The sequence below is a fragment of the Streptomyces zhaozhouensis genome, from assembly GCF_900230195.1.
Classification (GTDB): Bacteria; Actinomycetota; Actinomycetes; order Streptomycetales; family Streptomycetaceae; genus Streptomyces; species Streptomyces zhaozhouensis.
Genome location: NZ_OCNE01000001.1, coordinates 531,037 through 554,842, shown reverse-complemented (window position 1 = coordinate 554,842; position 23,806 = coordinate 531,037). Strand labels below are relative to the sequence as shown.

The following is a 23,806-nucleotide window of genomic DNA, read 5'->3' as shown; positions in this document are numbered from 1 at the left end:
CGGACTCGTTCACACAGCACGAAGGCGCGCGCGGGGAAAGCCCGATGGGGCAAGGATGGGCGCGACCGGTCAACTTTCAAACCCTTATGTGCACCTTGTCACACCCGCTTCGGCGCTCTCGTCACCGGCGGCGGCCAGCGTGAAGGATGGGCGGAGTTGTCCCGGCAAGCGCTTTCGGACGGGTGTGGCGGGTACGGCGGGTGCGCCATCCGCGCGCGCCTGGCCTCGCGCCCGGTCCCGGCCGAGCCGAAGGGGTCCGAGGCGCCCGAGGGTCAGGCGTCGAAGCGCCGCCCCGGCCGTCCGTCCCGCGTGACCGGCCCGACCTCGTATCCGTCGAACGGAGTCCGCATGACGTCAACCGCCGCGCAACCCCGCCGGGCCCTGGTGATCCGGGGCGGCTGGGAGGGCCATGCCCCGGTCGAGACCACCGACCTGTTCCTCCCCTTCCTGCGTGACCAGGGCTTCGAGGTGACCGTCTCCGACAGCCTCGACGCCTACCTGGACGCGGACGCGCTCGCCGCGACCGATCTGGTCGTCCAGTGCTGGACCATGGGCGAGATCACCCCCGAGCAGACGGAGGGACTGGCCGCCGCCGTGCGTGCCGGCACCGGGCTGGCCGGGTGGCACGGCGGGATCTGCGACGCGTTCCGCGCGAACACCCGTTACCAGTGGCTGACCGGTGGTCAGTTCGTCATGCACCCCGAGCGCTGGCTCGACCACACGGTGGACGTGCGGCCAGACCGGGCCGACCACCCGGTCGTCGCCGGGCTGCCCGGCCAGATCCCGCTCCACACCGAGCAGTACCTGGTCCACACCGACCCCTCCGTCGACGTACTGGCCACGACCACCTTCTCCGCCACCGACCAGGACGTCCCCGAGGAGTCCCGGGGCGTCACCTGCCCCGCCGTCTGGACGCGGCGCTGGGGCGCGGGACGGGTCTTCGTGAGCACGATCGGCCACAAGCCCGACGACCTCACCGACGACACCGTGCGCACGCTGACCGAGAGGGGGCTGCTGTGGGCGGCCCGTTGAACGTCTCGTCGCACGCGCCGCTGCGCGTCGGCGTCGTCGGCGCCGGCGCGATCAGCGGCCAGTACCTGCGGTACTTCGACGAGCACGGCGCGGCGGCCGGCGTGCGGCTGGTGGCCGTCGCCGACCTCGACCCGGCACGGGCCGCCGGCGCCGTCGGCGGCCGCGAGGGCGTCCGCGCCACGACGCCCGAGGAGGTGTACGCGGCGGACGACGTGGACGCCGTCCTCAACCTGACCGTCCCCGCCGCCCACGCGTCCGTTGCGCTCGCGGCGATCGCCGGCGGCAAGCACGTCTACGGCGAGAAGCCGCTCGCCGCCACCGTCGTCGAGGCGCGTGAGGTGCTCGCCGCCGCGCGCGGCGCCGGGGTGCGGGTCGGCTCCGCGCCGGACACCGTGCTGGGGCGCGGCACGCAGACCGCGCGCGCCCTGGTCGACGCCGGCCGGATCGGCCAACCCGTCGCCGCCACCGCCTTCTTCGCCTGCCCCGGGCACGAACGCTGGCACCCCGACCCCGACTTCTACTACCAGCCGGGCGGCGGCCCGCTGTTCGACATGGGGCCCTACTATCTGACCGCGCTGGTCCAGCTGTTGGGCCCGGTCGCCGCCGTGACCGGCGGCGCGGTGCGCAGCGGCGGGGAGCGGACGATCGGCTCGGGGCCGCGCGCCGGGGAACGCTTCCCCGTCGACGTGGCCACCCACGTCACCGGCGTGCTGCGGCACCGGGGCGGCGCGTTGAGCACCGTGGTGATGAGCTTCGACGTGGTCGGCCACGAGCTGCCGCGGATCGAGGTGCACGGCACGGCCGGCAGCGTCTCGGTGCCTGACCCCAACACCTTCGAGGGGCCGGTGCGGTTGTCCACCCGGGCCGCGCGCGAGTGGGCCGACGTGCCGCTGACCCACGGTTACGCGGCGGCCGGGCGCGGCCTCGGCCTCGCCGACCTGGCGCGCGCGGTGCGCACGGACGGCGCCGCGCGGGCGGACGGCGAGGTGGCGCTGCATGTGCTGGAGGTGATGGAGGCGTTGCTGCGGGCGGCCGAGGAGGAACGCGTGGTGGCCGTCGAGAGCGCGTGCGCGCGGCCGGCGCCGGTGCCCGAGTCGGCGCGGGTGGCCGTCGACTGAGCCCCGCGGGGCGCCCGGGGGCGGCGTCGCGCACCGGGCGGGCGCCGCCCTCGCGGTGCGGCGCCCGCCCATTCGGGGCGTGCGCGGGTATGGACACGCGCTCGGCGGCTGTGTTGTTCTATGGGCGGCCGTGTTGTACATCGTTGGAAAACGTTGGTTGCCGGTCCCGGTCGGCCGGTGGACACGGCAGGACCGAACCCGAGACTGACCCTCTCCGTTCCCCCAGGAGCCGCACCATGTCCCGGATGTCTCCCTCCGCCCGACGCTCCCTCACCGCCGCCGGCGCGCTCGCGCTGGCCGCGCTGGTGCCCACCGCGCCGACCGCGCAGGCCGCGGCCGCGCCCCGACTGGTCATCGACACCGACTTCCCCGACCCCGACGTGGTGGTCGCCGACGGCGAGTTGTGGGCGTACGCCACCAACTCGTCGGCCGGCGGCAACGTGCAGACCGCCAGCGCGACCTCGCCCGAGGGGCCCTGGACGCGGCAGGCGGACGCGCTGCCCGAGCTCGGCGACTGGGCGCGCACCGGGCTGACCTGGGCGCCGGAGGTCGCGGCCCAGCCGGACGGCAGCTATGTCATGTACTACACGGCCAGGGACACTGCCTCCGAGCGGCAGTGTGTCGGCACGGCCGTCTCCGACACCCCGGGCGGTCCCTTCACCCCGGTCGGCGACGGACCACTGGTCTGCCCGGCCGACGAGGGCGGCGCGATCGACGCGACCACCTTCACCGACGACGACGGCACGCCTTACCTGCTGTACAAGAACGACGGCAACGCGGTCGGCGTCGACACCTGGATCTACCTCCAGCAACTCACCCCGGACGGGCTGGCGTTCGCCGGCGACCGGGTGCAACTGCTCAAGCAGGACCGCCCCGAGGAGGGCGGGCTCATCGAGGCTCCGACACTGGTCAAGCGGGACGGCGACTACGTGCTGTTCTACTCGGCCGGCTTCTACGGCGACGGCAGCTACTTCACCGGCTACGCCACCGCGCCGGCCTTGACCGGGCCGTTCACCAAGTCCGACGAGCCGCTGATGAACACCGACAACACCGGCATCGTCGGCCCCGGCGGCCAGGACGTGATCCCGGGCGAGGACGGCGACTGGCTCGCCTTCCACGGGGTGCTCTCCGAGGACCCGCTGGTGCGCGGCATGTATGTGACGCCGCTGCACTGGGACGGGTCGACGCCCTCGGTGGACTGAGCCGGCCGGTCGGGCCCCGGCCGCCGGGGCCTGACCGCCGCCCCGGGTGGCAGGTCGGTTGACCACCTGCCACGATGCTCTCGTTCGTCACACTGGCAAGCAGCAGTGGTAACCGGGGGAGCGCAGGGTGGTCGTCGCCGTCGTCGTCGTGTCCATGGCCGTGTTGGTGGCTCTGACCGTATGGGTGGCGGCGAAACTGGACAACTGGCAGGGGGCGCGCTTTCCGCGGAAGAGGCGCGGTGGTAGAAACTGCCCCTCCTGCGGCGGCTTCTTCAGCCGGGTCGTGGAGTCGGACGACCGGCTGAACGGCTACCGCGAGTGCCGTGGCTGCCACTTCACCTGGGATCCCGAAGCGCGCTGACGGGCCGTCAGCGCGCTTCGCCACGTGTGGCGTTCAGAGCCCGAGCCGCTCCAGCCGCGCGTGGTAGTCGTCGGTGATCTCCTCGATGTCCCGCGTCTCGTCCTCCCACATCCGGTAGAGGTGCGCGCGGGTCTCCTCGTCCAGCGCGTCCCAGCGCCGGCGCAGCTCCTCGGCCCTCAGCGTCCAGTAACCGACCGTGGAGTAGCTGCCGTTGGGCAGCCCGCGCTGGTGACGGAGGTTCTTGCGGACCGCGCGCATCACGCCGGTCTCGCCGGCGAACCAAAGATAGCCGGGCTCCTCGGGAAGTTCGAGGTCGCGGATCACGGCGTCCAGCCGCGACGGGGTGTGCCCGTTCCCCGCGTAGAGCCACTCCACGGTCAGTTCCTCCGCGTCGCGCTCCGGGTCGCCGAGGCTGATCGGCTGCCGGTGGCGCGGGTCGACGACCTCGAGCACGACCCGGGTGCGCACGCCGGGCGGGGTCTGCGCCACCAGCCGCGCGGCGGCGGGCAGGCCCGCGGCGTCTGCCACCAGGATCTGCCAACGCGCCTCCGCCGGGCGCTTGTAGAGGCCGGTCGGCGAGGTCATCCCGACCGCGTCGCCCGGCGCGGCGGCCAGCGCCCAGGCGGCGGCGATCCCGCCGTCGTGGACCACGAAGTCGATGTCCACCGTGCCGGCCTCGGGGTCGACGCCACGGATGGTGTACGTCCGCATCGGCGCCGGCCGCTGCTCCTCGTCCCAGCTCCAGCCGCCGCGCTCGGCGGGCGTCGGCAGCTCGGGCTCGCGGGTGCCCTCGGCCGGGAAGAACAGCCTGACGTACTCGTCGCCCACGCCGGTTGTCGGGTATCCGGCCAGGTCGGGGCCGCCCAGGGTGATCCGGACCATCCCGGGCGTCAGCCGGCGGGTCGCGGTGACCAGTGCGCGGTGAATGGTGAGCGTCATCGGCCCTCAAGCTCCTTCTCGACGAACGGCAGCGTCTGCCGGGGTGGGACGGTCAGCGGGGGAACGGCGGCGAGCGGCACGCGTGTCGGCGAGCACGAAGCGCCCCGGCCCTCCGGCGCGCCGGGCCTCCCGGGTGCCGGGATAGTCACGTCGCACCGTGGGGTGGTCGCGTCGAACCGTGCGGTGGTCACGTCGCACCGTGGGTGTGGTCACGTCGCACCGTGCGGTGGTTAGACGTGAGGTGACCACGCCCGCAGTGGTCAACCCCGGGCTGGTCAGGCGCAGTGGCTCCGGCGCGGGACGGGCCGGGCCGGGTGCGGTGTGATGGACTGCGTCGGGCGCGACGTGACTGGTAGGCGGCATGGTGCGGCAGGTAGTTCCACTGGGCTGGCAGTAAGGCAAGCCTTACCTTAGCCCAAGGTTCGAAGCGTTGTCACCGCCCCGCGGTCGCCGTTCTCCTCCCGGCGCGGTGTCGTCCCGAAGGCCTGCGCCGGGCGGGCCGCGGACGGGGCGACATGGTCGCGTGCCCTCCGGCCTGCGTCTACGCGGGCGGCCCCCTCTTCGGCCTCGCTCTCATCACCGGCGGCGGGGCCGCGGAGGCCGCCGCGGCGGCGTACGGGCCCGGACCGGCCGCCCGCCGGTCGTCGAACCGGCCGAACCGGCCGCGCCCTCCCGGGGCATGGGAACCGGGCGCGACCGCGCCGCGCGGGTGCGTCCCGAGCCGTGGGGCGCTCGGCCGGCGGGCGCCGGCCGGCGGAGCGGGGGGTTCGACAGTGCGCCGCTCGCCGCCCCGGCCCCGCGCGTCCGTCGCGACGTCGCTCCGCCCGCCGGGGCGGGACCGTCGTACGCCGGCGCGCCCGTGTGCTTAACCTCCGCGCTCCCCGTCGGCGGCGCACGGGTTGACCAGTGCGCGGCCGAGCGCGGCGCCCGGGTGTCGGTCCGGGGCTACGGCTTGATGCCGACCACCGACCACATGGAGACCAGTGCGGCCAGGTCGCCCTCCACGGTCTCCCGCTGGGTCTGCTCGTCGGGGCGCCACAGGTGCGGCGGGACGATGCCGGGCTCCACCAGTTCCAACCCGTCGAAGAAACGCAGGATCTCCTCGCGGCTCCTGGACTGCGCGGCCATCCCGCCCTGCCGGTAGATCTCCTCGACCCGCAGCATCACCGTGGCGTCGAAGTCGTGCGTGCCGTGCGAGAGCACCAGCGCCGAGCCCGAGGGAAGCGCGTCCAGCAGCGCGCCGACGACCTCGCGCGCCCCCTGCTCGTCGGGGACGAAGTGCAGCAGCGCCACCAGCGAGAGCGCCACCGGCCGGTCGCGGTCCAGTACCTCGAAGGCCTGGTCGAGGATGCGCTCGTGGCCGGCCGAGACGTCGGCCTCCACATAGAGCGTGCGGCCCTCGGGCGCGCTGCGCATGAGCGCGTCCGCGTAGGTCAGCACCAGCGGGTCCTTGTCGACGTAGACCACCCGCGAGTCGGGGGCGACGGACTGGGCGACCTGGTGCAGGTTCGGCTCGGTCGGGATGCCGGTCCCGATGTCGAGGAACTGGCGCACGCCGCGCTGCCCCAGGAAGCGCACCGCGCGGTGCATGAACTGCCGGTTGGTCCGTGCCGCCGCCCGCGCGCCCGGCCAGACCCCCAGCACGGTGTCCCCGGCCTGGCGGTCTATCGCGTAGTGGCTCTTGCCGCCCAGGTAGTAGTCGTAGACCCGCGCGGTGTGCGGCACGTCGTACGTCGGTATTTCCATGCTTCCCCACTCGTCTCGCTCTCGCGCAGACGCACTACCCCACCGACTTCCGTTCAGTCACCGCCCGTGCGCGGCCGCTGTTGGGCGGGGTCGGGCGTGCGGGGAGCGGTTCGTGCGGGGAGTCGTGCGCACGGCGCCGACTGGTCGGAAATGATCTCATGCGCCGATGTGACGATATGAATCTGACTCGGTCGTGGCGACCTGCCGTCGGACGACCCGTCAGCCGCGTCGGGCTGCCTACCGTGACCTGGTGAACGACACCGGCTTGACGCGCTTCTCCCCGCCGCGGTGGTCGCGGAGGCTGAGGAGGGCCGGCGCCCCGACCAACTGGTTCCCCACCAGACTGCACGACCCGCGCACGGCCGTCGCCGTCGGCAGGTGGTTGGGCGCGGGAGTACTGGTCTGCTTTCTTACCGGACTGGTCAGCCACGGCCTCCAGAGCCCGGGGGACTGGTTGGCCACCCGGTTGCCCACCCGCCCGGTGTGGGGTTACCGGTTGACGCAGGGGCTGCACGTGATCACCGGATTCGCCCTGGTGCCGCTGCTCCTGGTCAAGCTGTGGGTGGTCTACCCCCGGCTCTTCGTCCTGCCCCCGGTGCGTTCCCTCCGCCACGCGCTCGAACGGTTCTCCGTGGCGGTGCTGGTCGGCGCGGCCCTGCTCCAGGTGTTCCTCGGACTGGTCAACATCGTGCAGTGGTACCCCTGGCCCTTCTCGTTCCGGCCCGTCCACTGGGCGTTGGCCTGGGTGCTTCTCGGCGCGACGCTGCTGCACGTGGCGGTCCAGGCCCCGGCGATCGCCGCGTACTGGCGGGGGAAGGGAAGGGACCCGGACGGCCCCGAGCGCCGGTCGCTGCTGCTCGGACTCGGCGCGGCCGTCGGAACGGTGACACTGGTGACCGCCGGGCAGACGGTGGCGCCGCTGCGCCGGGTGACGCTGCTGGCGCCGCGCCGCCCCGACGGCTCGGCGCAGGGGCTGCCGATCAACCGGACCGCCGCCGAGGCCGGTGTCCGCGAAGTCTCGCCCGAAACCTGGCGGTTGCGGCTGGCGGGGCCGCGCGCCCACGAGCTGTCGCTCGCGGAGCTGCGCCGACTCCCGCAGCACGGCGCGCGCCTCCCCATCGCCTGCGTCGAGGGGTGGAGCGCCACCGCCGACTGGTCGGGCGTGCGGGTGCGCGACCTGCTGGAGCTGGTCGGGGCGCCGCCGGGGGCGAGCGCCCGGGTGGTGTCGCTCCAGCGCCGTGGCGGCTACCGGGTGAGCGAACTGCCCCCGCAGTTCGTACGCGACCCCCTGACGCTGCTGGCGCTGCGCCTCAACGGCCAGGTGCTCTCCCTCGACCATGGCTTCCCCGCCCGGATCATCGCGCCCAACCGGCCCGGCGTGCTCCAGACCAAGTGGGTCACCACGATCGAGGTGTCGGCGTGACGCCGCTGCGCTGGACCCTCGGGCTGCTCGGCGTGGCGGCGATGCTCGCCGGCGCGCGGCTGCTGGTGGCGGGGACGCCGCCCGGGACGCCCCTCGACGTCGCGCTCTGGCTCGCCGGTGCCGTCATGGCCCATGACCTGCTGCTCGCCCCGCTGGTGCTGCTGGTGGGGGCGGTCGTGTGGCGGCTGCCCGAGCGGCGCGCGCTCCGGGGCGCGCTGCTGACCATCGGCTGCGTGGCGCTGATCACGCTCCCGATCCTGCTGCGCCCGGGGCCGCCCCGCAACGCGACCGTGCTGCGGCTCGACTATCCGCTGAACCTGCTGGGCGTGGTGGCCGCCGTCCTGCTCGCGGCCTCGGCCCTGGTGGGCGTTCGCCGGGCCCGCCGACGCGGTGACGCGCCGAACGCCACCGGCCCCGGCACCTGACCGCCGGTGCGCCGTGCGGCTCCGACGCCCCCTCGGCGACGCCCCCTCGCGACGCGCCGTTCGTTCTGCGTCGCGGCCCGCGTACCCGAGGCCCCCGGCCGGTCCCTGTGACAGCATTTCCCTCATGCATCGCAGCAGACTGCACGTGGTCCTGATCGACTCGCCGCCGGAGACAGCGGACGCCGGAATCGCCTTCTGGAGCGCCGCGTTGGGGAAGACGCCCGAGCCGGCGGAGGGAACGCCGTACACCTTGCTGAGCCGTCTCGAAGGTGGGGAGATGCTGGCTCACCAACGCATGGAGGAGGGACAGGCGCGCGTCCATCTCGACCTGGAGACCGACGATGTGCCGGCCGAGGTGGCCCGGCTGGAGGCGCTGGGCGCGACCAGGACCGGGGAGGCCGACGGCTGCGTTCACCTGCTGGACCCGACCGGGCTGGTCTTCTGCGTGGTGCCGACCCAGAGCGAGGACTTCACGGAGCACGCCACCGTCTGGCCCTGAGACCGGCTCGCTCTGACGAACGGTGGCCCCTCGTCGGCCGGCCGTTCGTGTCGGCCTGCGGTTCGTGCCGTCCGGTGCCCCGGGGACGCCGGGGCACCGGACGGCCCCCGTCAGTTGGCTATGCGATGCGTGCCGAACGCGGACCCGGTCCCGGGCGACTCCTGGCCGACACCGCCCTCCTCGTTGTTTTCCACGAGGACCTCGTCGAAGACCTGTCCTTCGGCGTCGTAGGCGCGGACGGTGACGGAGTCCACGTCGCCTCCGACGGGGATGGTGCCCTCGAAGTAGTAGCCGCCCCAGCCCTCCTCGCCTTCGAGCTGGACCAGCTTCGCCTCGACGGTCTCCACCTCGTCCCCGCTCCTGACCTCGGCGGCGATCCGGGACGGGGCCCCGTCGACGCGCCAACCGCCGCCGAGCACGGCGAAGTCAGGTTCCAGTCGGAAGTCGCCGCTGATCTTGGAGGGCTTCAGCGGGACGCCGCCGCTGCCCTTAGCCCACTCCAACGCCCGATCGAAGTCCTCCGCGCCGGAGAACACGTAGTTCGGCGCGTCCTCAGGGAGCAGGGCCATCAGGTCGTCCGGGCCGACCTCGATCGGCGCGTACGCCTCCACGGTCTCGACCGGAGCGGCGGCCACTTCCTGGGACGAGCCGGATGAGCCGGAGGAGCCCGTCGAGTCGGGCGAGGCGGAGGCGATGGCCGGCTGGGCCAGAACCCCGATCAGCACGACTCCGGCAGCCGCCATCAGGGCCTTGCGCGCACGCGTTCCGCGGTGGGTCATGTGGGTGTCCTGCTCTCTGCTCACGACGAACGTCGGTCTGGCGCGGAGCACTTGCTGCCCGCTACCGGTCGTGACTATACACGGGGTGTATAGCGGAGTGCCATCGTCCCTTCGGGGAGATCTCTGCCGTTTCCCTCTACGCTCGGTGACGAACTCGCCCGCGCGGCAACACGCCCCGGACGAGACCCGCCCCGGGCGGTCAGCGCGTTCTCCGGCGGCATTCCCCGGCCGCGTTGCCCGGGACGTTCCTCAGCGGCGCCCCACCGCGCGCACCCACACCGTCAACGGCCCTGCTCCGGCAGCGGATTCGGGGTCCGCGTCGAGGAACGGCGCCAGTGCAGGCGCCAGCTCCCCGACCGGCACATGTGTGCCGCGGAACGGTAGTCGGTCAGGCGTCACCGACCCCGTCGAGCACCGCAACTGCCCGGCCTGCGCGTCGTGCCACACGTAGAACGTCACCGGCCCGGCGAACCCCGCGCCGGCGATCCGCGCCGCGATCCCGTCGGCGGTCCGCTCGAACGCGGCGGCCACCGCCCCGACCGTCAGCGACCGCCGGTCCTCGTCCGACGCGCCCAACCGCCAGGTGTTGGCGGCCAGTTCGGCTGACCGGTCGGCCGCATTCAGCACCAGCGGCTCTTCCGCGACCTGGGCGATCCAGGTCAGCAGGCGTTGCGCGGCGTCCCCCGGAGGGGAGGGCCCGACGGCGGCGGAAGGCTCCTTGCCGGTTTCCACTACCCCGTGCGCCGCCGGCGCGCGTGCGCGCGCGCCTTCATGCGGTTGCCGCAGGCCGCCATGGAGCACCAGCGCGCGGTCCCCGGGCGGCTGTGGTCGACGAGGAACAGGTGGCACTCCTCGTTGGCACAGGGGCGCAGCCGCCCCGCCAGCTCGGTGGTGACGCGCGACCAGGCCAACACCACGCGGACGGCCAGACGTTCGTCGGGCGGGGTCTCCAACTCCCAGGCCACGCCGGCCGGCGAGACCTCGGGCCGCAGTCGCGCCCCACGCAGCGCGGCGGACAGGGCGTCGGTGTCCGAGGAGGTCCGCCGGATGAGCGCGTGCAGCGCTTCGCGCACCAGGCGCAGCCGTTCGCACTCCGCCGCGGTCCCGTGCCCGCCCAACGCCGTCCGCACCCATTCCGCCGCGCCCTCGCCGCGCAGCCGGTCGGTGGGGTGCCCGTCGATCACCGGCGCGCTGTTGAGCACGGCGAGCAGCAGTTCCTCGTCCTCGACCACGGCTCACCTCCCGTTCCCTCACTTCTTGACACGCCGCGTGGGCCCTGTGCATCATCAGCGTAACCTAACCGGTTAAATCGAAGTAAGGGGTTACCGTGGTCGCTGTTTACCACCCGGTGTACCACCGCGCCGTGGACGTCGACGGACTGGACGTCTTCTACCGGGAGGCGGGCCCGGCGGACGCCCCCGTGCTCCTGTTGCTGCACGGGTACCCGACGAGTTCGCACATGTTCCGCCATCTGATCCCGGCCCTGGCCGGCCCCTACCGGGTGATCGCCCCCGACCACATCGGCTTCGGCCGCTCCTCGGCGCCCGACGCCGGCGAGTTCGCCTACACCTTCGACGCCCTCGCCGACGTCACCCGCCGCTTCCTCGCCGCACTCGACGTGCGCCGTTACGCGCTCTACGTCCAGGACTACGGCGCCCCCGTCGGCTGGCGGCTCGCGCTGGCCGCCCCCGAGTCGGTGCTCGCGGTGATCTCGCAGAACGGCAACGCCTACGAGGAGGGCTTCGTCCCGGAGTTCTGGGAACCGGTCTGGGCCTACGGGGACGACCGCACCCCCGAGAACGAGGCCCGCGTCCGCACCGCGCTGAGCAGGGAGGCCGTCGAGTGGCAGTACACCCACGGCGTCCCCGACCCCACCCTGATCGCCCCCGACACCTGGGAACACGACCTGGCGCTGCTCGCCCGCCCCGGCGTCGACCGCGCCCAACTCGCCCTGTTCGCCGACTACCGGACCAACCGCGCGCTCTACCCGGCGGTGCACGCCTGGCTGCGCGCCTACCGCGTCCCGGTCCTCGCGGTCTGGGGTCGCAACGACGAGATCTTCGGCCCGGCCGGCGCCGAGGCGTTCCGAGACGACGTCCCGGACGCGGAGGTCGTCCTGCTCGACGGCGGCCACTTCCTGCTGGAGAGCCACCTGGACGAGGTCGCCACCGCGATCAGGGACTTCCGTCCGCGCCTGCGCCAGGAGGAGTGAGCGCGGCCCGAGTCCGCGTTCTTCGGCGCCTGAGGGCGGGGTGGCCGGCGGAAGGGGCCGGGGCGTCGGGCGGGCCCGCGCCCGCGTCGCCCGGTGGGGGCGCGTTGCGCGCCCCCACCGGCACGTACCACCATGTACCGCCACGCGTCAGGGAGAACGGGAACGGGGAACCACCGCATGGCCGCGCACGAGGAGCCGAAGGCGGCCGCGAGCCGCGCCCGCCAAGCCCTGCCGCCCCGGCACGCGCGGGCGGACGAGGCCACGGCGGGGTTGGTGGAGGCGACGGCACGGAACATCGCCACGTTCGCCTCCCATCTGCCGAAGGCGCCGGCGTTGACCAGGAAGGTGGCCAACTGGGCCATGAACCTGACCGGTCACCTGCTGCTGTCCGACCCCTCCGCCGCCCGCGCCGAGACCCGCCGGAGTCTGCTGCTCGTCGCACAGGCGGGCACCGCGGCCTGCGTTCTCGCGGGCCGCGCGGCCCACGCCCCGCCGGAGCAAGCCGCCACCGATGAGGCGCCGTTGCTCCGTGTGACGCTCGAACTGCCCGCAGGCGCGCAGGAGTTCGCGCTGCCGCCCGTGCCGTCGCGCACCCCGCTCCGCGTGGCCGAATGGCAGAACGCCCTCTGGGCGGCGGTCATCTGCCGCGAGCGGCGGCTCGTCGAGGACCTGGTCCGGGTGCCGGAGGACGCCATCGGCAGGGGCGGCGGGGCGCTCGACCCCTACATGCGCGCCTGGACGGGGGCGATGCGCGCCTTCTTCCGGGAGGATGCCGACGTGTATGACCGGATCAACCGCGGCATCGAACTCACCGCGCCCGAGGAACTGCGGAACGCCACTCCCGAGATCGCCCTCCACCGCCACTTTCCCCTGATGAGGCTGCTGTTCGACGTCGCGGCCGGATGGTCCGACCGTTTCGACGAGGACCTTCGTGAAGCCGTGTGCCTGCACCACGCGTTCTGGACGGCCAGGGGCGGGCCGGAGGAGTTCACGACGGACCGGTCGGTCGTTCCGGAGGGCTTCTTCGCGCTGGGCCCGACCGCGTTGGCCTGCCTCGCCCACGATCGGGGCCTCCCCGTCGGGGTGACCTCCGACTACCTGCCCGAGCACCTGATCAGGCCGCCGACCCGCACCCCGTGACGGTCCGGTCGCCGACCGGCCCTCCGTGACGGTCCGGTCGCCGGCATTCCCGCGCGGTCGGTGAGTCTCCCGCCTCGCGCCGACGGTCAGCGGCGCGTGGGCGCCCCGCGGAACCCTCGCGCCGGCGTCCGCTGTGCTGTCCTGGGCCTAGGCCTGGGCCTCGGCTTCGGCGCCGAGTTCCGCGAGGCGGGTCAGGGCGGGCAGGGCCGAGGCGATCGCCTCGCGTTCCCCGGGCGTCAGCCGCGCGATCAGCGGGGCCAGGCGGCGTTCGCGCTCGTCCTGTCGGGCCTGGCGGACCGCTCGCCCGGCCTCGGTGAGATGGACGAGGACGGCCCGGCCGTCCGCCGGGTCGGGGCGGCGTTCCACCAGGCCGTCGCGTTCGAGCCGGGTGACCAGTTGGGTGAGTCCCGGCTGGCTGATCTGCTCCGTCTTTACCAGTTCGGTCAGCCTCTTCGGGCCCCCGGAGACCAGTGCGTCCAGTACGGACAGGGTGGTAAACGACAGCTGCTGTACCGACGGAAGCCGGATGTAGTAGCGGTTGAAGTTCTCGATGGCGGTGGTCAGGTCGACGACGTTCAGGCCGCCCATGTCGTCGGCGCGCTGGGGAGGAGTCACGCCTGGAAATATATCGCGGACATATATAAGCTCCTTATGTATCGCGCCGGGACCCCGACCCGGCGCGACCGCGTGACCCACCTCGGCGCAACGGCGCGTCAACGAACCCCCAGAGCGCTAGAGGAGCACCTCCATGACCGTGCGCATCGGCATCAACGGCTTCGGACGCATCGGCCGCAACGTCTTCCGCGCGGCCGCCGCGCGCGGCTCGGAGTTGGAGGTCGTCGCCGTCAACGACCTCGGCGACGTGCCCACGATGGCCCATCTGCTCGCCTACGACTCGACGTCGGGGCGCTTCCCCGAGGAGGTCGTCGCCGAGCCCGGCGCGATCCGGGTGGGGGAGCGGACGGTCCGGGTCCTCGCCGAGCGCGACCCGGGCGCGCTGCCCTGGGGCGACCTGGGCGTGGACATCGTGATCGAGTCCACCGGCCTCTTCACCGACGCCGCGAAGGCCCGCGCACACGTAGAGGGCGGAGCGAAGAAGGTCATCATCGCGGCCCCGGCCAGCGGCGAGGACATCACGGTGGTGCTGGGTGTCAACGACGGCGACTACGACCCCGCGCGCCACACCGTCATCTCCAACGCCTCCTGCACCACCAACTGCCTCGGCGTGCTGGCCAAGGTGCTGCACGACGCCGTCGGCATCGACAGCGGCATGATGACCACGGTCCACGCGTACACCCAGGACCAGAATCTCCAGGACGCCCCGCACAAGGACCTGCGCCGGGCCAGGGCCGCCGCGTTGAACATCGTTCCCACCTCCAGCGGCGCCGCCAAGGCCATCGGCCTCGTGCTGCCCGAACTCGCCGGCCGGCTGGACGCGTTCGCGCTGCGGGTGCCCGTGCCGACCGGCTCGGTCACGGATCTGACGGTGGTCACCCGCCGCGCCACCACCGTGGAGGAGGTGCGGGAGGCGTACGCGGCGGCGGCCTCGGGGCCGTACAAGGGGCTGCTGTCCTCCGTGGACGCGCCGCTGGTCAGCGCCGACATCGTGGGCGACCCGGTCTCCTGCGTCTTCGACGCCGCGCTCACTCGGGTCTCCGGCCCCCAGGTCAAGGTCGTCGGCTGGTACGACAACGAGTGGGGCTACTCGAACCGCCTCGTCGACCTGGCGCTGCTCGTGGGGGCGTCCTCGTGACCTTCCGTCGAACGGGCGTCGTGGCCTCGCCCGCTGCGGCGCCCGGCGGCAGGAGCGGCTGACGTGTCCCGGGAGCCGCCGAGCAACCGGCTGTCGCGAAAAGGGAGTTGACGCCTCCAGAGCCCTGATCGGCGCCTTTCCCCGTGGCCTGGAGAGGCAGAAAAATCAACGTTCAACTACCTCTTGTCCGGCGGGCCGACGCGCGCGAGACTCGCCATGACCTCCTGGCCGGAGGAGCCGCCGGGAGGTCCACGACAGACTCCCGCGCGCACTCCTCCGCGCGTTCTCCTCAAGGAGGCATCGATGAAGTTATCCCGTCGTGTGGTCGGACTGCTCACCGGTCTGCTCGCCACCTGCACGCTCTCGCTGGCCGGGGCGACGCCCGCGTCGGCGGCGACCTGGACGTTGCAGTACTCGCCAGGTCATCCGCAGCGCATCTGTGTCCACCCCGACCGGGGCTGGCCCAGCACCTACTTCCTCGCCTCGCTGCGCGGGACGTGGTCGACCGTGATCACGACCGGCGTCTCGGACCTGCCCGAGGGCTCCTACAGCGACGGCGGCGCGGTCCATCCCGGCGAGTGGAACGAACACCTCGACGGAGCCACGGGGTTCGTCCACGTGTCGATCGCGCCCATCCCCGTCGGCGACTACCCCGCCACCCTCTGGGCGGACGACGGCACCGAGATCCAGACCGAACCCGTGTTGATCGTCTCCCGCGAGGACTGCCTGGCGGACGTGCGGGGCTGAGCGCCGCCACGGCCGCGCGCGCCCCGGCGCGCGGTCGACGTCCGGCCCCTTGAAGTCGCCCCGGTGGCGGGGGCGTTCACCACTCCGTCGCGGTGAACGTCGCGCCGCTCCGGCGGACTTCGACGACGCCTGAGCCGCCGAAGTGCGCGGGTATCAGTAACTCGCGATTGTCGGCGGCCTGTTGGAGCACGCGGTGGCGGGTGGCCGCGGCCTGGGCGGGGGCGAGGCAGGCGCCGCTGTTGTGGTGGGGGTGCGGGATCTGGACGGGGCTGTGCAGCAGGTCGCCGGCGAAGACCGCGCGGTCGGTACCGGAGGCCAGGCGCAGCACGGAGGAGCCGGGGGTGTGGCCGGGGGCGGACTCCAGGGTGAGGGCGCCGTCGAGGCGGTGGTGGCCGTCCCAGCGTTGGGCGAGGCCGGCGCGGTGGATCGGCGCGACGCTGTCCTGGTAGATCAGCCGGTCGACCTCGGCGGCGCCGCCGCCGTAGGCGTTCTCCGGGCCGTAGTGGTGGTCGTCGGCGGCCGGCAGCAGGTAACGGGCGTGGGGGAACGTGGGGACCCAGGTGCCGTCGTCGGCTGCCCTGGTGTTCCAGCCGACGTGGTCGACATGCAGATGGGTGTTGACCACCAGGTCGACGTCGTCGGGGGCGAGGCCGGCCGCCGCGAGAAGGTCGAGGAAGTCGCCTTCGCACTGGTGGAACGGCGGCATTCCCGGGCGTTCGCGCCCGTTGCCGGCGCCGGTGTCGACCAGGATGGTCCGGCCCTCGCTGCGCAGCACCCAGTACTGGAGCGCGAGCACCGCCCATTTGTTGACCGGTTCATAGTGGTCAGGTACCAGCGACTCGGCGTGGTCGGTCCACGCCTCGGGCGCTGCTTCCGGCACCAGCTCGGCGGCGGGCGCGAACGGGCGGTGCCACTCGACGAGTCGGATGATCTCGACGTCGCCGAGGGCGAAGCGCCGGACGCGGGCGGCGGGTTCGGTCGCGGTCGGGTCTGTCGCGGGTGCCGTTGTCCCGGCCGGTGTGGTCCCGGCCGGTGTGGTCCCGGTCGTCCTGGTCTCGGCCGGTGTGGTCTCGGCCGGTGTGCTCTCGGTCATGGAACGGACCCTAGAAACAGTGAGTTGAGCGGTTCAATGTGTGACCGGCTCACTGGAATACGTGGTCCGCTCACTGGTCAGTTCCCCGTGGAAGTGGTCAACCAGGCGGGGCGGATAGCCTGCGACGGTGGATGTGGTCAGCGACGCGATCTCGGCCGTGCGGTTGGGGCACCCGACGTCCCACCGGGTGTGGCCGGCCGGCCGTTGGCAGGCGAGGCGGGAACGGTACGAGGGCGCGGGGTTCTACGTGGTGCTGGCCGGCGGGTGCCGGCTGCTGCCGGACGGCGACGGCCCGCCGGTGGTGCTCGGCGCGGGGGACGCGGTGCTGCTGCCGCACGGCACCGGGCACGTGCTCGCGGACGCGAGGGCGAGCGAAGGGCGGGCGGCGGCGACGCGGCGCGCGGTGCCGTTCGCGCGCTGGGCGGCGGCGAACGGCACGCGCACGGAGGCGTCGCGAGCACCCGGTGCCGCGGACCCGACGGAGATCCTCTGCGGGACCTACCGGCTGGACTGCAGCCGGCTGCATCCGTTGCTCGTCGAGCTGCCCGAGGTGGTCCACCTGCCGAGCCGGATCGGCGCACATCCCGAACTCCGTTCGGCGATCGAGCTGTTGGCGGGCGAGCTCGACCAGACGCGGCCCGGCTCGTGCGTGGCGCTGCCGAGCCTGCTGGACCTGCTGCTGGTCTATCTGATCCGGTCCTGGCTGGCGGAGGCGACCGGCGGGGCCTGGCCCCGGGCGCTGAGCGACCCGGTGACGGCCGCCGCGCTGCGGGCGTTGCACGGCGACCCGGCCGCGCCGTGGACCGCCGACCGGCTGGCGGCGGAGGCGGGCGTCTCGCGGCCGACGCTGGCCCGCCGGTTCGGCGCGCTGGTCGGCCGGCCGCCGATGGCGTATCTCACCTGGTGGCGGCTGATCCTCGCCGCCTCGCGACTCCGGGAGTCCGGCGACACGTTGGCGAGCGTCGCGGAGCGTGTCGGATACGGCAGCCCGTACGCGCTCTCGCACGCGTTCGTCCGGGAGTTCGGTATCACGCCGGGGCGCTACCGGCTGCGGAGCGCCGCGCGCACGGTGGTCACGGCGCCGGACGATCCGCACGATCCGGATGGCCGAGGCGGGCCGGGGGCGGCGGTCCCTGGCTGAGCGTGGGCGTCGGCGACACGGGGCCCGGTCGGGCCCGGCCCGAACCGCACGGCACGGCACGCGGCTGGTCCGCGCGGCAGACGCGGAACGGTTGCGCGCCGCCTGCTCGGGCCCCCGAGGCGCTCGACGGCCGGAGCCGTGACTCGGCGCGGCCGCCCGGGAGTTGACCGGGGGCGTGGCGTGGTTCGAGCGGGGTGTGGGGTCGTCCTGGACGGCCGTGGTGCGGTTCGAGCGGGGTGTGGGGTCGTCCTGGACGGCCGTGGTGCGGTTCGAGCGGGGTGTGGGGTCGTCCCGGACGGCCGTGGTGCGGTTCAAGCCGGGTGCGGGACCGCCCCGGACGACCGTGCCGCGATCGTCCCGCTGAGCAGGACGGCGCGTCGACGGGTGACGAGGCGTGGCAGTCGCACGGTGAGTGCGTTCAACCGGCCGGACTGCACGCTGGGCCGGCGGCCGCGGTCGAGTGCGCGCATCGCGGTCGCGACCACCTGCTCGGGGGTCTGGTAGCTGCCCCGGTAGGTTCCCCCGCGCAGGCCGTCGAAGAACTCGGTGCGGGTGAGGCCCGGGGCGAGGGAGAGCACGCGCAGGCCGGTGCCTCGCGACTCGTACCAAAGGGCCTCGGTGAAGCTGAGGACGAACGCCTTGCCGGCCGCGTAGGCCGCCATGCCGGGGGTGGGTGTGTAGGCGGCCATGCTCGCGAGGTTGACCAGTACGCCCCGGCCGGAGGCCCTGAGCGGTTCGATGAACGCGCGGGTGAGGTCGACGAGGTTGGCGACGTTCACGTTGATCTCGTCGGTGAGCCGGGCCGGGTCCTCCTGGTGGAACGCGCCGTCGGTGCCGAATCCGGCGTTGTTCACCAGGCCGTCGACGGCGAGGTCCCGCCGGGTCAGTTCGGCGGCCAGCCGTCGGCCCGCGCCGGGCTCGCTCAGGTCGAGGGCGACCGCGACGGCCCGCACGTCGTGCTTCTCCCGCAGCGCGGCGGCCAGCTCTTCCAGGCGGTCGCGCCGCCGGGCGACGAGGACGACATCGGAGCCGCGGCGGGCGAGTTCACGGGCGAAGGCGGCGCCGATGCCCGAGCTGGCGCCGGTGACGATCGTGGTCTGGCCGGAGAAGTCGATCGGAGTCATGTCTGCACTGTAGGCAGATGTTTGCACTCGGTGCAAGATTTGCCCTCCGGTGCGGGACCGTAGGCTGGGTGCATGGCCGACACCCCCACGCTCCGGGAGCGCGCCCGCCGCGCCGCGCGCGCGGAGATCGCCGCCACCGCCATCCGGCTCTTCGCGGAGAACGGCTTCGAGGCGACGACCGTCGACCAGATCGTCGCCGCGGTCGGCATCTCGCGCCGCTCGTTCTTCCACTACTTCGGGAGCAAGGAGGACCTCGTCCTCGGCGACGTGGACGCCCTGGGCGAGTCCGTGCGGGCCGCGCTGGAGTCCCGGCCGGAGGAGGAGTCGGCCTGGGAGGCGATGCGGGCGGCCCTGCTGGTCCTCCGCCAGGTCGGGGGCGATCCGGCGGAGCAACTCACCCTCGCCGGCCTCCACCACGAGGCGCCCTCGCTGCGTGCCCGGCACCTGGAGAAGCATCTGCGCTGGCGGGCGCTGCTCGCCCCCGAGGTGCAGCGCCGGCTGGGCCTGCCGGCGTCGCCGGAGCCCGACCCCAGGGCCGAGGCGTTCGTCGCCGCCGCGCTGGCCTGCGTCGACGTGGCCGTCGACGCCTGGTACCGCTCCGGGGGGAAGGACGACCCGGAGCGTCTCTTCGACGAGGCGGTCGCCGCCCTCCGAGGCTAGGGCCGCCTTACGCCGCGGGACCGGAGGCGGCGACCCGCCTCTGGTCCCGCGCGCCCCGCGCCGGTGATCCGGGTCCTTCCGCGAGGGGCGCAACCGCGCGCGCCCCGAGGCGCGTTCGGTCAACAGCCGACAAAAAGTGAAGGTTGTCGCGCTCCTGCGGTGATCGTTTGATCTTTTCGCGGGTATGTTCGTATCGCCGGGGGGCACACGCACAGGACATACGGGGGGAGAGTCGCGCCGCCATCGGGGGGTGGGCGGCGACCTTCCCGGGTCATCGGTGGCCCTCGGTTCCGCACGAGGCGCGCGCTGCGCGCAGAACCTGAAGGGTTTTCACATGAGACTGACCCGTGTCGCGGTGACCGTCGCGGCCACCGCGCTGGCGCCGACGCTGCTGCTGGCCACGCCCGCTCTCGCCTCCGGCGGGGCCGGCGCGACCGGCCCGGCGGGCGACGGCGTGGTGCCGACGGCGGCGGCGGACGACGAGTTGGACGAGCTCCGCGTCGCCGTCGCCCGCATTCTGCACGCCGCCACGGAGGCCGGCGACAGGGCGGTGATCCGTGGGGCCAACGAGGCGCTGGACGCCGGCACCGAGGAGGCGCTGCGCGCGTTCCTCGAAACCGGCTATCCGGCGGCGCAGTTCGAGGACGACCGGGTGGCGGCCTTCCGCATCTTGAACCTGGCGCGGGAGGCCGGTGACAGGGCCGTGGAGCGCGAGGTGACCGAGGCACTGGAGGCCGGCACGGCGGAGGCGCTGCGGGAGTTCCGCGAGACGGGTTACGCCGTCGCGCAGTTCGAGGACGACCGGGTGGCGACCTTCCGCATCCTGAACCTGGCGCGGGAGGCCGGTGACAGGGCCGTGGAGCGCGAGGCGATCGCGGCGCTGGAGGCCGGAACGCCGCAGGCCGTGCGGGAGTTCCGGGAGACCGGCTACCGGCTCGCGCAGTTCGAGGACGACCAGGTGGCGACCTTCCGCATCCTGGCCGACCCGGACACCAGCGACGCGCTGCGCGCCGCCGCGGAGGCGGCGTTGGAGGAGGGCACGCCCGAGGCGTTGCGCTACTTCATCACGCGGGGGCAGTACGAGGTCGACGCGTGACCCTCGCGGCCCGGTAGGCCGGCGCGGCGGACGGCGGGCGACCGTCGTCCGCCGCGCCGGGCGTCGACGAAAGTGGCTGGGCAACGCCGTCGCGGACGTGTTTCGATGCCACGATGGGCAACGAGAACACGCGACGGACGCACGTCCCGACCCCGAGTGTCCGGCGCAGGACCGACGGCGATCTCGACGCGTGCGTGCGTGCGCTGGAGGGGGTTCACCGGGAAGACCGCTATCCGATGAACTGGCCGGGGGACCCCGGCGCCTGGCTCACCCCGCCCACGCTGCTCGCCGCCTGGGTGGCGGAGCTGGACGGCCGCGTGGCCGGTCACGTGGTGCTCTCCGCGAGCGACGGGGGAGACGTGGCGCCGGGCCTGTGGAGCGCCCACGCGGGGGTCGGGCCCGAGACGACGGCCGTGGTCAACCGGCTCTTCGTCGCGCCGTGGGCCCGGGGCCACGGCCTTGGCGCCCTGCTGATGGCACGCGCCGCCGCCGAGGCGGGGGAACGCGGCCTGCACCCGGTGCTCGACGTCGTGGCCTCGGACGCCGCGGCGGCGGCGCTGTACGAACGGCTCGGCTGGCGGCTGTTGGGCACGGTCGAGGAGTGGTGGGAGCCGGAACAGCGGGTGGACATCCACTGCTACGCGGCGTCCGGCTGACCCGGCTGACCCGGCTGACCCGGCTGACCCGGCTGACCAGGCCGAACGTCCGAGTTCCACATGAGACGGCCTAGTCCTGTGCCTTTCCGGTCGTGATGCGGGACATGACGAGCGCGAGCAGGATGATCGAGCCGTTGAGCGCGTCGATCCACTCGGCGGGGACGCCGCCGAGGGTGAGCACGTTCTGGATCATGAACAGCAGCAGGATGCCGGTGAAGGCGCCGAAGAGGCTGCCCCGGCCGCCGGAGAGGCTGACGCCGCCGATGACGGCGGCGGCGAAGACGGTGAAGATCGCGCCGTCGCCCTGGGCCGCGGCCACCGAGCCGAGGCGGCCGGAGAGCAGCAGCCCGCCGAGCGCCGCCAGCAGACCCGCCACCACCAGCACGATCGCGACCGTGCGGCGGGTGCGGATGCCGGCGGCGCGGGCCGCGTCCTCGTTGCCGCCGATCGCGTAGAGGGATCGGCCGAAGCTGGTCCAGCCGAGCACCGCGATGCCGACGGCGAAGAGCGACAGGCAGAGCCAGACGGACGCCGGCAGGCCGAGCCACTGGGTGGTGCCCAGATAGCTCATGGACGACGGGAGTTGGAAGAACGTCTGGCCGCCCGAGATGCCGGTGAGGGTGCCGCGCAGCATGATCAACATGCCGAGCGTGACGATGAAGCCGCTCAAGCCGAAACGGACGATCAGCAGCGCGTTGACCAGCCCGATCGCCACCCCGACCGCCAGGGTGAGCGGCACGGCGAAAGCGCCGGGCAGCAGGTCCAGACCCTGGCCGGCCTCGGTGACGGTCAGCCAGGCGGCGATCCCGGGCGCCAGCCCCATGGTCGATTCCAGCGACAGATCCATCTTCCGCACGATCAGCACCAGCGCCTGGGCCAGCACCAACAGGGCGATCTCGGACATGGTCTGAAGGATGTTGATCACGTTCTGGCGCTGGACAAAGACCGGGTCCACGATCCAGCCGGCGATCGCCACCACCACGATGGCCGGGACCAGGGCGAACTCCCGCAGTCTGGCGATCGGTATCCGGCCGCCCAGCAGTCGGGGCGGCCGTGCCCCCGGCTGCCGTTCCGGCGCTTCGACGACCGTGGAGTCAGGCATCGTCGGGTACCCCTTCCATGGCGGTGACCAGTTCGTTGTCCGTCCAGCCGGCGGCGAACGCGGCGACCAGCCGGCCGCGGAACATCACCAGCACCCGGTCGCAGAGGGCCAGGTCGTCCAGTTCGTCGGAGGCGATCAGCACGCCGGTGCCCTCGGCGGCCACCTCGTCCGCCTTGCCGAGCAGGAAGTCCTTGGACCGCACGTCGACGCCGGCGGTCGGGTTGACCAGCACCAGCAGCCGGGGGCGGTTGGCCAGCGCCCTGGCCATCACGACCTTCTGCTGGTTGCCCCCGGAGAGGCCGGAGACGGGCAGCCCGGGGCCGGGGGTCTTGATCGCGAGATCGTCGATCATCTCCCGCGCCAGGGCGTCCCGTCGGCGCGCGTCGATCAGCCCGTTCGGTCCCAGCCGGTCGGGAACGGTCAGGGTGGCGTTGTTGGCGATCGTCATGTCCGGGACCAGCCCCTGCCGGTGGCGGTCCTCGGGAACGAAGCCGACGCCGGCGGCCAACGCGGACGGCACGTCGCCGGGCCGGGGCCGGCGCCCGTCCACCTCGACCGTTCCGGCGTCGGCGGCCCGCAGCCCGGCGAGGGTCTCCGCCAGCTCGATCCGGCCGCTGCCCGCCGCCCCCGCCAGCCCGACCACCTCGCCGGCGCGCACGGTGAACGAGACGTCCGCGTACCGGCCTTCGAGCGACAGTTCCTCGACGGTGAGCACCGGGTGCGCGTCGGCCGGCGGCTCGGCCTGGCGCTCCCGCAGCCGGCCGGAGGAGGTGGTGACCTCCTCGCCGGTCATCGCGGCGACCAGCTCCCCCCTGGACAGCCCGGCGACCGGCGCGGTCAGGATGTGCCGGGCGTCGCGGAAGACGGTCACCGTGTCGCAGAGGTCGTAGACCTCCTGGAGGTGGTGACTGATGAAGAGAAAGGTGACCCCGCGCTGCTGGAGCTCCCTGATCCGGGCGAAGAGCCGGCCGATCGCGGCGGCGTCCAGCTGGGCCGTCGGCTCGTCCAGCACGATGAATCTCGCGCCGCCCGAGAGCGCGCGGGCGATCTCCACGAACTGCCGCTGCTCGACGGACAGTTCGCCGGCGAGCGCGTGCACGTCCGCCGCCACGTCCCACTCCGCCAGCAGCGCGGCCGCCTGGCGACGCAGAGCTGACCAGTTGACCAGTCCAAGACGGGTGGTCGGTTGCCGGTGCAGAAACAGGTTCTCCGCCACCGTCAGACCGGGGATGACCGTCGACTTCTGGTAGACGCAGGCGACCCGGCCGCGCCACGCCTCCCGGTCGGCCAGCCGGGGCGCCGGCCGGCCGTCGAAGGCGATCCGGCCCTCGTCGGGGCGGACCAGCCCCGTCATGATCGACACCAGCGTCGACTTGCCCGCGCCGTTCCGTCCCACCAGCGCGTGGGTCTCGCCCGCGGCCACGCTGATCCCGGCCCCGTCCAGCGCCACCGTCGACCCGTAGCGCTTGCTCACCCCGACGGCCAGCGCCGCCGGCGGGCGCTTCGGCGCCCGCTCCCGCCTCGCCTCGTTCCCCACCGGAAAGCCTCCCTGTCTCCG

The 23,806-nt window shown here is 73.4% G+C and carries 25 protein-coding genes; 15 read left to right on the top strand and 10 right to left on the bottom strand.

The genetic code is table 11. The features are described from left to right. Positions 1 to 348: 348 nt before the first annotated feature. The 4 genes from CRP51_RS02535 (at position 349) to CRP51_RS02520 (ending at position 3,713) form a co-directional block, all read left to right on the top strand. A complete protein-coding gene (locus CRP51_RS02535; RefSeq protein WP_097229247.1) occupies positions 349 to 1,032 on the top strand; it encodes a ThuA domain-containing protein in 684 nt (227 codons plus the stop codon). Beyond that, the gene (locus CRP51_RS02530) at positions 1,017 to 2,150 is read left to right on the top strand and encodes a Gfo/Idh/MocA family protein (protein ID WP_097229246.1); all 1,134 of its coding nucleotides are present in this window, start codon (positions 1,017 to 1,019) and stop codon (positions 2,148 to 2,150) included. The genes CRP51_RS02535 and CRP51_RS02530 overlap by 16 nt, the downstream gene beginning before the upstream one ends. A gap of 245 nt (positions 2,151 to 2,395) precedes the next feature. Next, positions 2,396 to 3,352, top strand: coding sequence for a glycoside hydrolase family 43 protein (locus CRP51_RS02525; RefSeq protein ID WP_097229434.1), 957 nt, complete (start codon positions 2,396 to 2,398; stop codon positions 3,350 to 3,352). Positions 3,353 to 3,479: 127 nt separating this feature from the next. Further along, on the top strand, positions 3,480 to 3,713 hold the full coding sequence (locus CRP51_RS02520; RefSeq protein ID WP_097229245.1) for a hypothetical protein: 234 nt from the start codon (positions 3,480 to 3,482) through the stop codon (positions 3,711 to 3,713). Between the two features lie 33 nt (positions 3,714 to 3,746). Here the strand turns inward: CRP51_RS02520 and CRP51_RS02515 are convergent, their stop codons facing one another. Together CRP51_RS02515 and CRP51_RS02510 are read right to left on the bottom strand one after the other, a co-directional pair. Then, the gene (locus CRP51_RS02515; RefSeq protein ID WP_097229244.1) at positions 3,747 to 4,652 is read right to left on the bottom strand and encodes a siderophore-interacting protein; all 906 of its coding nucleotides are present in this window, start codon (positions 4,650 to 4,652) and stop codon (positions 3,747 to 3,749) included. Positions 4,653 to 5,597: 945 nt separating this feature from the next. Further along, positions 5,598 to 6,398, bottom strand: a complete 801-nt coding sequence (locus CRP51_RS02510) for an SAM-dependent methyltransferase (RefSeq protein ID WP_097229243.1) — start codon at positions 6,396 to 6,398, stop codon at positions 5,598 to 5,600. 301 nt (positions 6,399 to 6,699) lie between these two features. On the opposite strand from CRP51_RS02510, the gene CRP51_RS02505 reads away from it, so the two are divergent. The 3 genes from CRP51_RS02505 (at position 6,700) to CRP51_RS02495 (ending at position 8,745) form a co-directional block, all read left to right on the top strand. Then, complete coding sequence (locus tag CRP51_RS02505) at positions 6,700 to 7,821, top strand: molybdopterin-dependent oxidoreductase (RefSeq protein ID WP_097229433.1); 1,122 nt, start codon at positions 6,700 to 6,702, stop codon at positions 7,819 to 7,821. Next, on the top strand, positions 7,818 to 8,246 hold the full coding sequence (locus CRP51_RS02500) for a hypothetical protein (protein ID WP_170970403.1): 429 nt from the start codon (positions 7,818 to 7,820) through the stop codon (positions 8,244 to 8,246). Before CRP51_RS02505 ends, CRP51_RS02500 begins: the two co-directional genes overlap by 4 nt. 124 nt (positions 8,247 to 8,370) lie before the next feature. Further along, positions 8,371 to 8,745, top strand: coding sequence for a VOC family protein (locus CRP51_RS02495; protein WP_097229242.1), 375 nt, complete (start codon positions 8,371 to 8,373; stop codon positions 8,743 to 8,745). Between the two features lie 110 nt (positions 8,746 to 8,855). Here the strand turns inward: CRP51_RS02495 and CRP51_RS02490 are convergent, their stop codons facing one another. The 3 genes from CRP51_RS02490 to CRP51_RS02480 form a co-directional block, all read right to left on the bottom strand. Next, on the bottom strand, positions 8,856 to 9,524 hold the full coding sequence (locus tag CRP51_RS02490; RefSeq protein ID WP_097229241.1) for a hypothetical protein: 669 nt from the start codon (positions 9,522 to 9,524) through the stop codon (positions 8,856 to 8,858). Positions 9,525 to 9,773: 249 nt separating this feature from the next. After that, positions 9,774 to 10,256, bottom strand: coding sequence for a hypothetical protein (locus CRP51_RS02485; RefSeq protein ID WP_097229240.1), 483 nt, complete (start codon positions 10,254 to 10,256; stop codon positions 9,774 to 9,776). Beyond that, positions 10,256 to 10,756, bottom strand: coding sequence for a CGNR zinc finger domain-containing protein (locus CRP51_RS02480; RefSeq protein ID WP_097229239.1), 501 nt, complete (start codon positions 10,754 to 10,756; stop codon positions 10,256 to 10,258). Before CRP51_RS02480 ends, CRP51_RS02485 begins: the two co-directional genes overlap by 1 nt. A gap of 131 nt (positions 10,757 to 10,887) precedes the next feature. Between CRP51_RS02480 and CRP51_RS02475 the strand changes: the two genes are divergently transcribed. Together CRP51_RS02475 and CRP51_RS02470 are read left to right on the top strand one after the other, a co-directional pair. Continuing rightward, the gene (locus tag CRP51_RS02475; protein WP_170970402.1) at positions 10,888 to 11,736 is read left to right on the top strand and encodes an alpha/beta fold hydrolase; all 849 of its coding nucleotides are present in this window, start codon (positions 10,888 to 10,890) and stop codon (positions 11,734 to 11,736) included. 177 nt (positions 11,737 to 11,913) lie between these two features. Further along, positions 11,914 to 12,876: an immunity 49 family protein gene (locus CRP51_RS02470; protein ID WP_170970401.1), complete on the top strand. Its 963-nt coding sequence runs from the start codon at positions 11,914 to 11,916 to the stop codon at positions 12,874 to 12,876. Between the two features lie 147 nt (positions 12,877 to 13,023). Here CRP51_RS02470 and CRP51_RS02465 read toward each other — a convergent pair whose 3' ends face one another. Then, entirely contained in the window at positions 13,024 to 13,491 is a 468-nt protein-coding gene (locus tag CRP51_RS02465) for a MarR family winged helix-turn-helix transcriptional regulator (protein ID WP_245880313.1), read from the bottom strand. A gap of 133 nt (positions 13,492 to 13,624) precedes the next feature. Here CRP51_RS02465 and gap point away from each other — a divergent pair, with 133 nt between their 5' ends. Next, the gene (gene gap / locus CRP51_RS02460; RefSeq protein WP_097229236.1) at positions 13,625 to 14,629 is read left to right on the top strand and encodes a type I glyceraldehyde-3-phosphate dehydrogenase; all 1,005 of its coding nucleotides are present in this window, start codon (positions 13,625 to 13,627) and stop codon (positions 14,627 to 14,629) included. Positions 14,630 to 14,932: 303 nt separating this feature from the next. Next, on the top strand, positions 14,933 to 15,376 hold the full coding sequence (locus CRP51_RS02455) for a DUF5980 family protein (protein WP_097229235.1): 444 nt from the start codon (positions 14,933 to 14,935) through the stop codon (positions 15,374 to 15,376). Positions 15,377 to 15,452: 76 nt separating this feature from the next. Here CRP51_RS02455 and CRP51_RS02450 read toward each other — a convergent pair whose 3' ends face one another. Then, positions 15,453 to 16,469, bottom strand: coding sequence for an MBL fold metallo-hydrolase (locus CRP51_RS02450; protein WP_097229234.1), 1,017 nt, complete (start codon positions 16,467 to 16,469; stop codon positions 15,453 to 15,455). Positions 16,470 to 16,596: 127 nt separating this feature from the next. Between CRP51_RS02450 and CRP51_RS02445 the strand changes: the two genes are divergently transcribed. Further along, positions 16,597 to 17,610 (top strand): AraC family transcriptional regulator, encoded by a 1,014-nt coding sequence (locus tag CRP51_RS02445; RefSeq protein ID WP_097229233.1) that lies wholly within the window; start codon positions 16,597 to 16,599, stop codon positions 17,608 to 17,610. A gap of 311 nt (positions 17,611 to 17,921) precedes the next feature. On the opposite strand, the gene CRP51_RS02440 is transcribed toward CRP51_RS02445, so the two are convergent. Further along, entirely contained in the window at positions 17,922 to 18,734 is an 813-nt protein-coding gene (locus CRP51_RS02440; protein ID WP_097229232.1) for an SDR family NAD(P)-dependent oxidoreductase, read from the bottom strand. Between the two features lie 72 nt (positions 18,735 to 18,806). Here CRP51_RS02440 and CRP51_RS02435 point away from each other — a divergent pair, with 72 nt between their 5' ends. From CRP51_RS02435 to CRP51_RS02425, 3 genes are all read left to right on the top strand, one after another. After that, positions 18,807 to 19,394 carry a TetR/AcrR family transcriptional regulator gene (locus CRP51_RS02435; protein ID WP_097229231.1) on the top strand — a complete coding sequence of 196 codons (588 nt, stop codon included), beginning with the start codon at positions 18,807 to 18,809 and terminating at the stop codon, positions 19,392 to 19,394. A gap of 334 nt (positions 19,395 to 19,728) precedes the next feature. Further along, complete coding sequence (locus CRP51_RS02430; protein WP_097229230.1) at positions 19,729 to 20,490, top strand: ALF repeat-containing protein; 762 nt, start codon at positions 19,729 to 19,731, stop codon at positions 20,488 to 20,490. 113 nt (positions 20,491 to 20,603) lie between these two features. Further along, positions 20,604 to 21,146 (top strand): GNAT family N-acetyltransferase, encoded by a 543-nt coding sequence (locus tag CRP51_RS02425; protein WP_097229229.1) that lies wholly within the window; start codon positions 20,604 to 20,606, stop codon positions 21,144 to 21,146. Positions 21,147 to 21,216: 70 nt separating this feature from the next. Here the strand turns inward: CRP51_RS02425 and CRP51_RS02420 are convergent, their stop codons facing one another. Together CRP51_RS02420 and CRP51_RS02415 are read right to left on the bottom strand one after the other, a co-directional pair. Next, entirely contained in the window at positions 21,217 to 22,248 is a 1,032-nt protein-coding gene (locus CRP51_RS02420; RefSeq protein ID WP_097229228.1) for an ABC transporter permease, read from the bottom strand. Then, complete coding sequence (locus tag CRP51_RS02415) at positions 22,241 to 23,785, bottom strand: sugar ABC transporter ATP-binding protein (protein WP_097229227.1); 1,545 nt, start codon at positions 23,783 to 23,785, stop codon at positions 22,241 to 22,243. The genes CRP51_RS02420 and CRP51_RS02415 overlap by 8 nt, the downstream gene beginning before the upstream one ends. Positions 23,786 to 23,806: the final 21 nt, after the last annotated feature.

What these genes read in the sequence shown, in the direction of transcription:
- CRP51_RS02455 (WP_097229235.1), top strand. Translation starts at nt 14,933, where the DNA reads ATGAAGTTATCCCGTCGTGTGGTCGGACTGCTCACCGGTCTGCTCGCC.
- CRP51_RS02420 (WP_097229228.1), bottom strand. Translation starts at nt 22,248, where the DNA reads ATGCCTGACTCCACGGTCGTCGAAGCGCCGGAACGGCAGCCGGGGGCA.
- CRP51_RS02510 (WP_097229243.1), bottom strand. Translation starts at nt 6,398, where the DNA reads ATGGAAATACCGACGTACGACGTGCCGCACACCGCGCGGGTCTACGAC.
- CRP51_RS02495 (WP_097229242.1), top strand. Translation starts at nt 8,371, where the DNA reads ATGCATCGCAGCAGACTGCACGTGGTCCTGATCGACTCGCCGCCGGAG.
- CRP51_RS02525 (WP_097229434.1), top strand. Translation starts at nt 2,396, where the DNA reads ATGTCTCCCTCCGCCCGACGCTCCCTCACCGCCGCCGGCGCGCTCGCG.
- CRP51_RS02430 (WP_097229230.1), top strand. Translation starts at nt 19,729, where the DNA reads ATGAGACTGACCCGTGTCGCGGTGACCGTCGCGGCCACCGCGCTGGCG.
- CRP51_RS02440 (WP_097229232.1), bottom strand. Translation starts at nt 18,734, where the DNA reads ATGACTCCGATCGACTTCTCCGGCCAGACCACGATCGTCACCGGCGCC.
- CRP51_RS02535 (WP_097229247.1), top strand. Translation starts at nt 349, where the DNA reads ATGACGTCAACCGCCGCGCAACCCCGCCGGGCCCTGGTGATCCGGGGC.
- gap (WP_097229236.1), top strand. Translation starts at nt 13,625, where the DNA reads ATGACCGTGCGCATCGGCATCAACGGCTTCGGACGCATCGGCCGCAAC.
- CRP51_RS02490 (WP_097229241.1), bottom strand. Translation starts at nt 9,524, where the DNA reads ATGACCCACCGCGGAACGCGTGCGCGCAAGGCCCTGATGGCGGCTGCC.
- CRP51_RS02470 (WP_170970401.1), top strand. Translation starts at nt 11,914, where the DNA reads ATGGCCGCGCACGAGGAGCCGAAGGCGGCCGCGAGCCGCGCCCGCCAA.
- CRP51_RS02450 (WP_097229234.1), bottom strand. Translation starts at nt 16,469, where the DNA reads ATGACCGAGAGCACACCGGCCGAGACCACACCGGCCGAGACCAGGACG.
- CRP51_RS02435 (WP_097229231.1), top strand. Translation starts at nt 18,807, where the DNA reads ATGGCCGACACCCCCACGCTCCGGGAGCGCGCCCGCCGCGCCGCGCGC.
- CRP51_RS02425 (WP_097229229.1), top strand. Translation starts at nt 20,604, where the DNA reads ATGGGCAACGAGAACACGCGACGGACGCACGTCCCGACCCCGAGTGTC.
- CRP51_RS02515 (WP_097229244.1), bottom strand. Translation starts at nt 4,652, where the DNA reads ATGACGCTCACCATTCACCGCGCACTGGTCACCGCGACCCGCCGGCTG.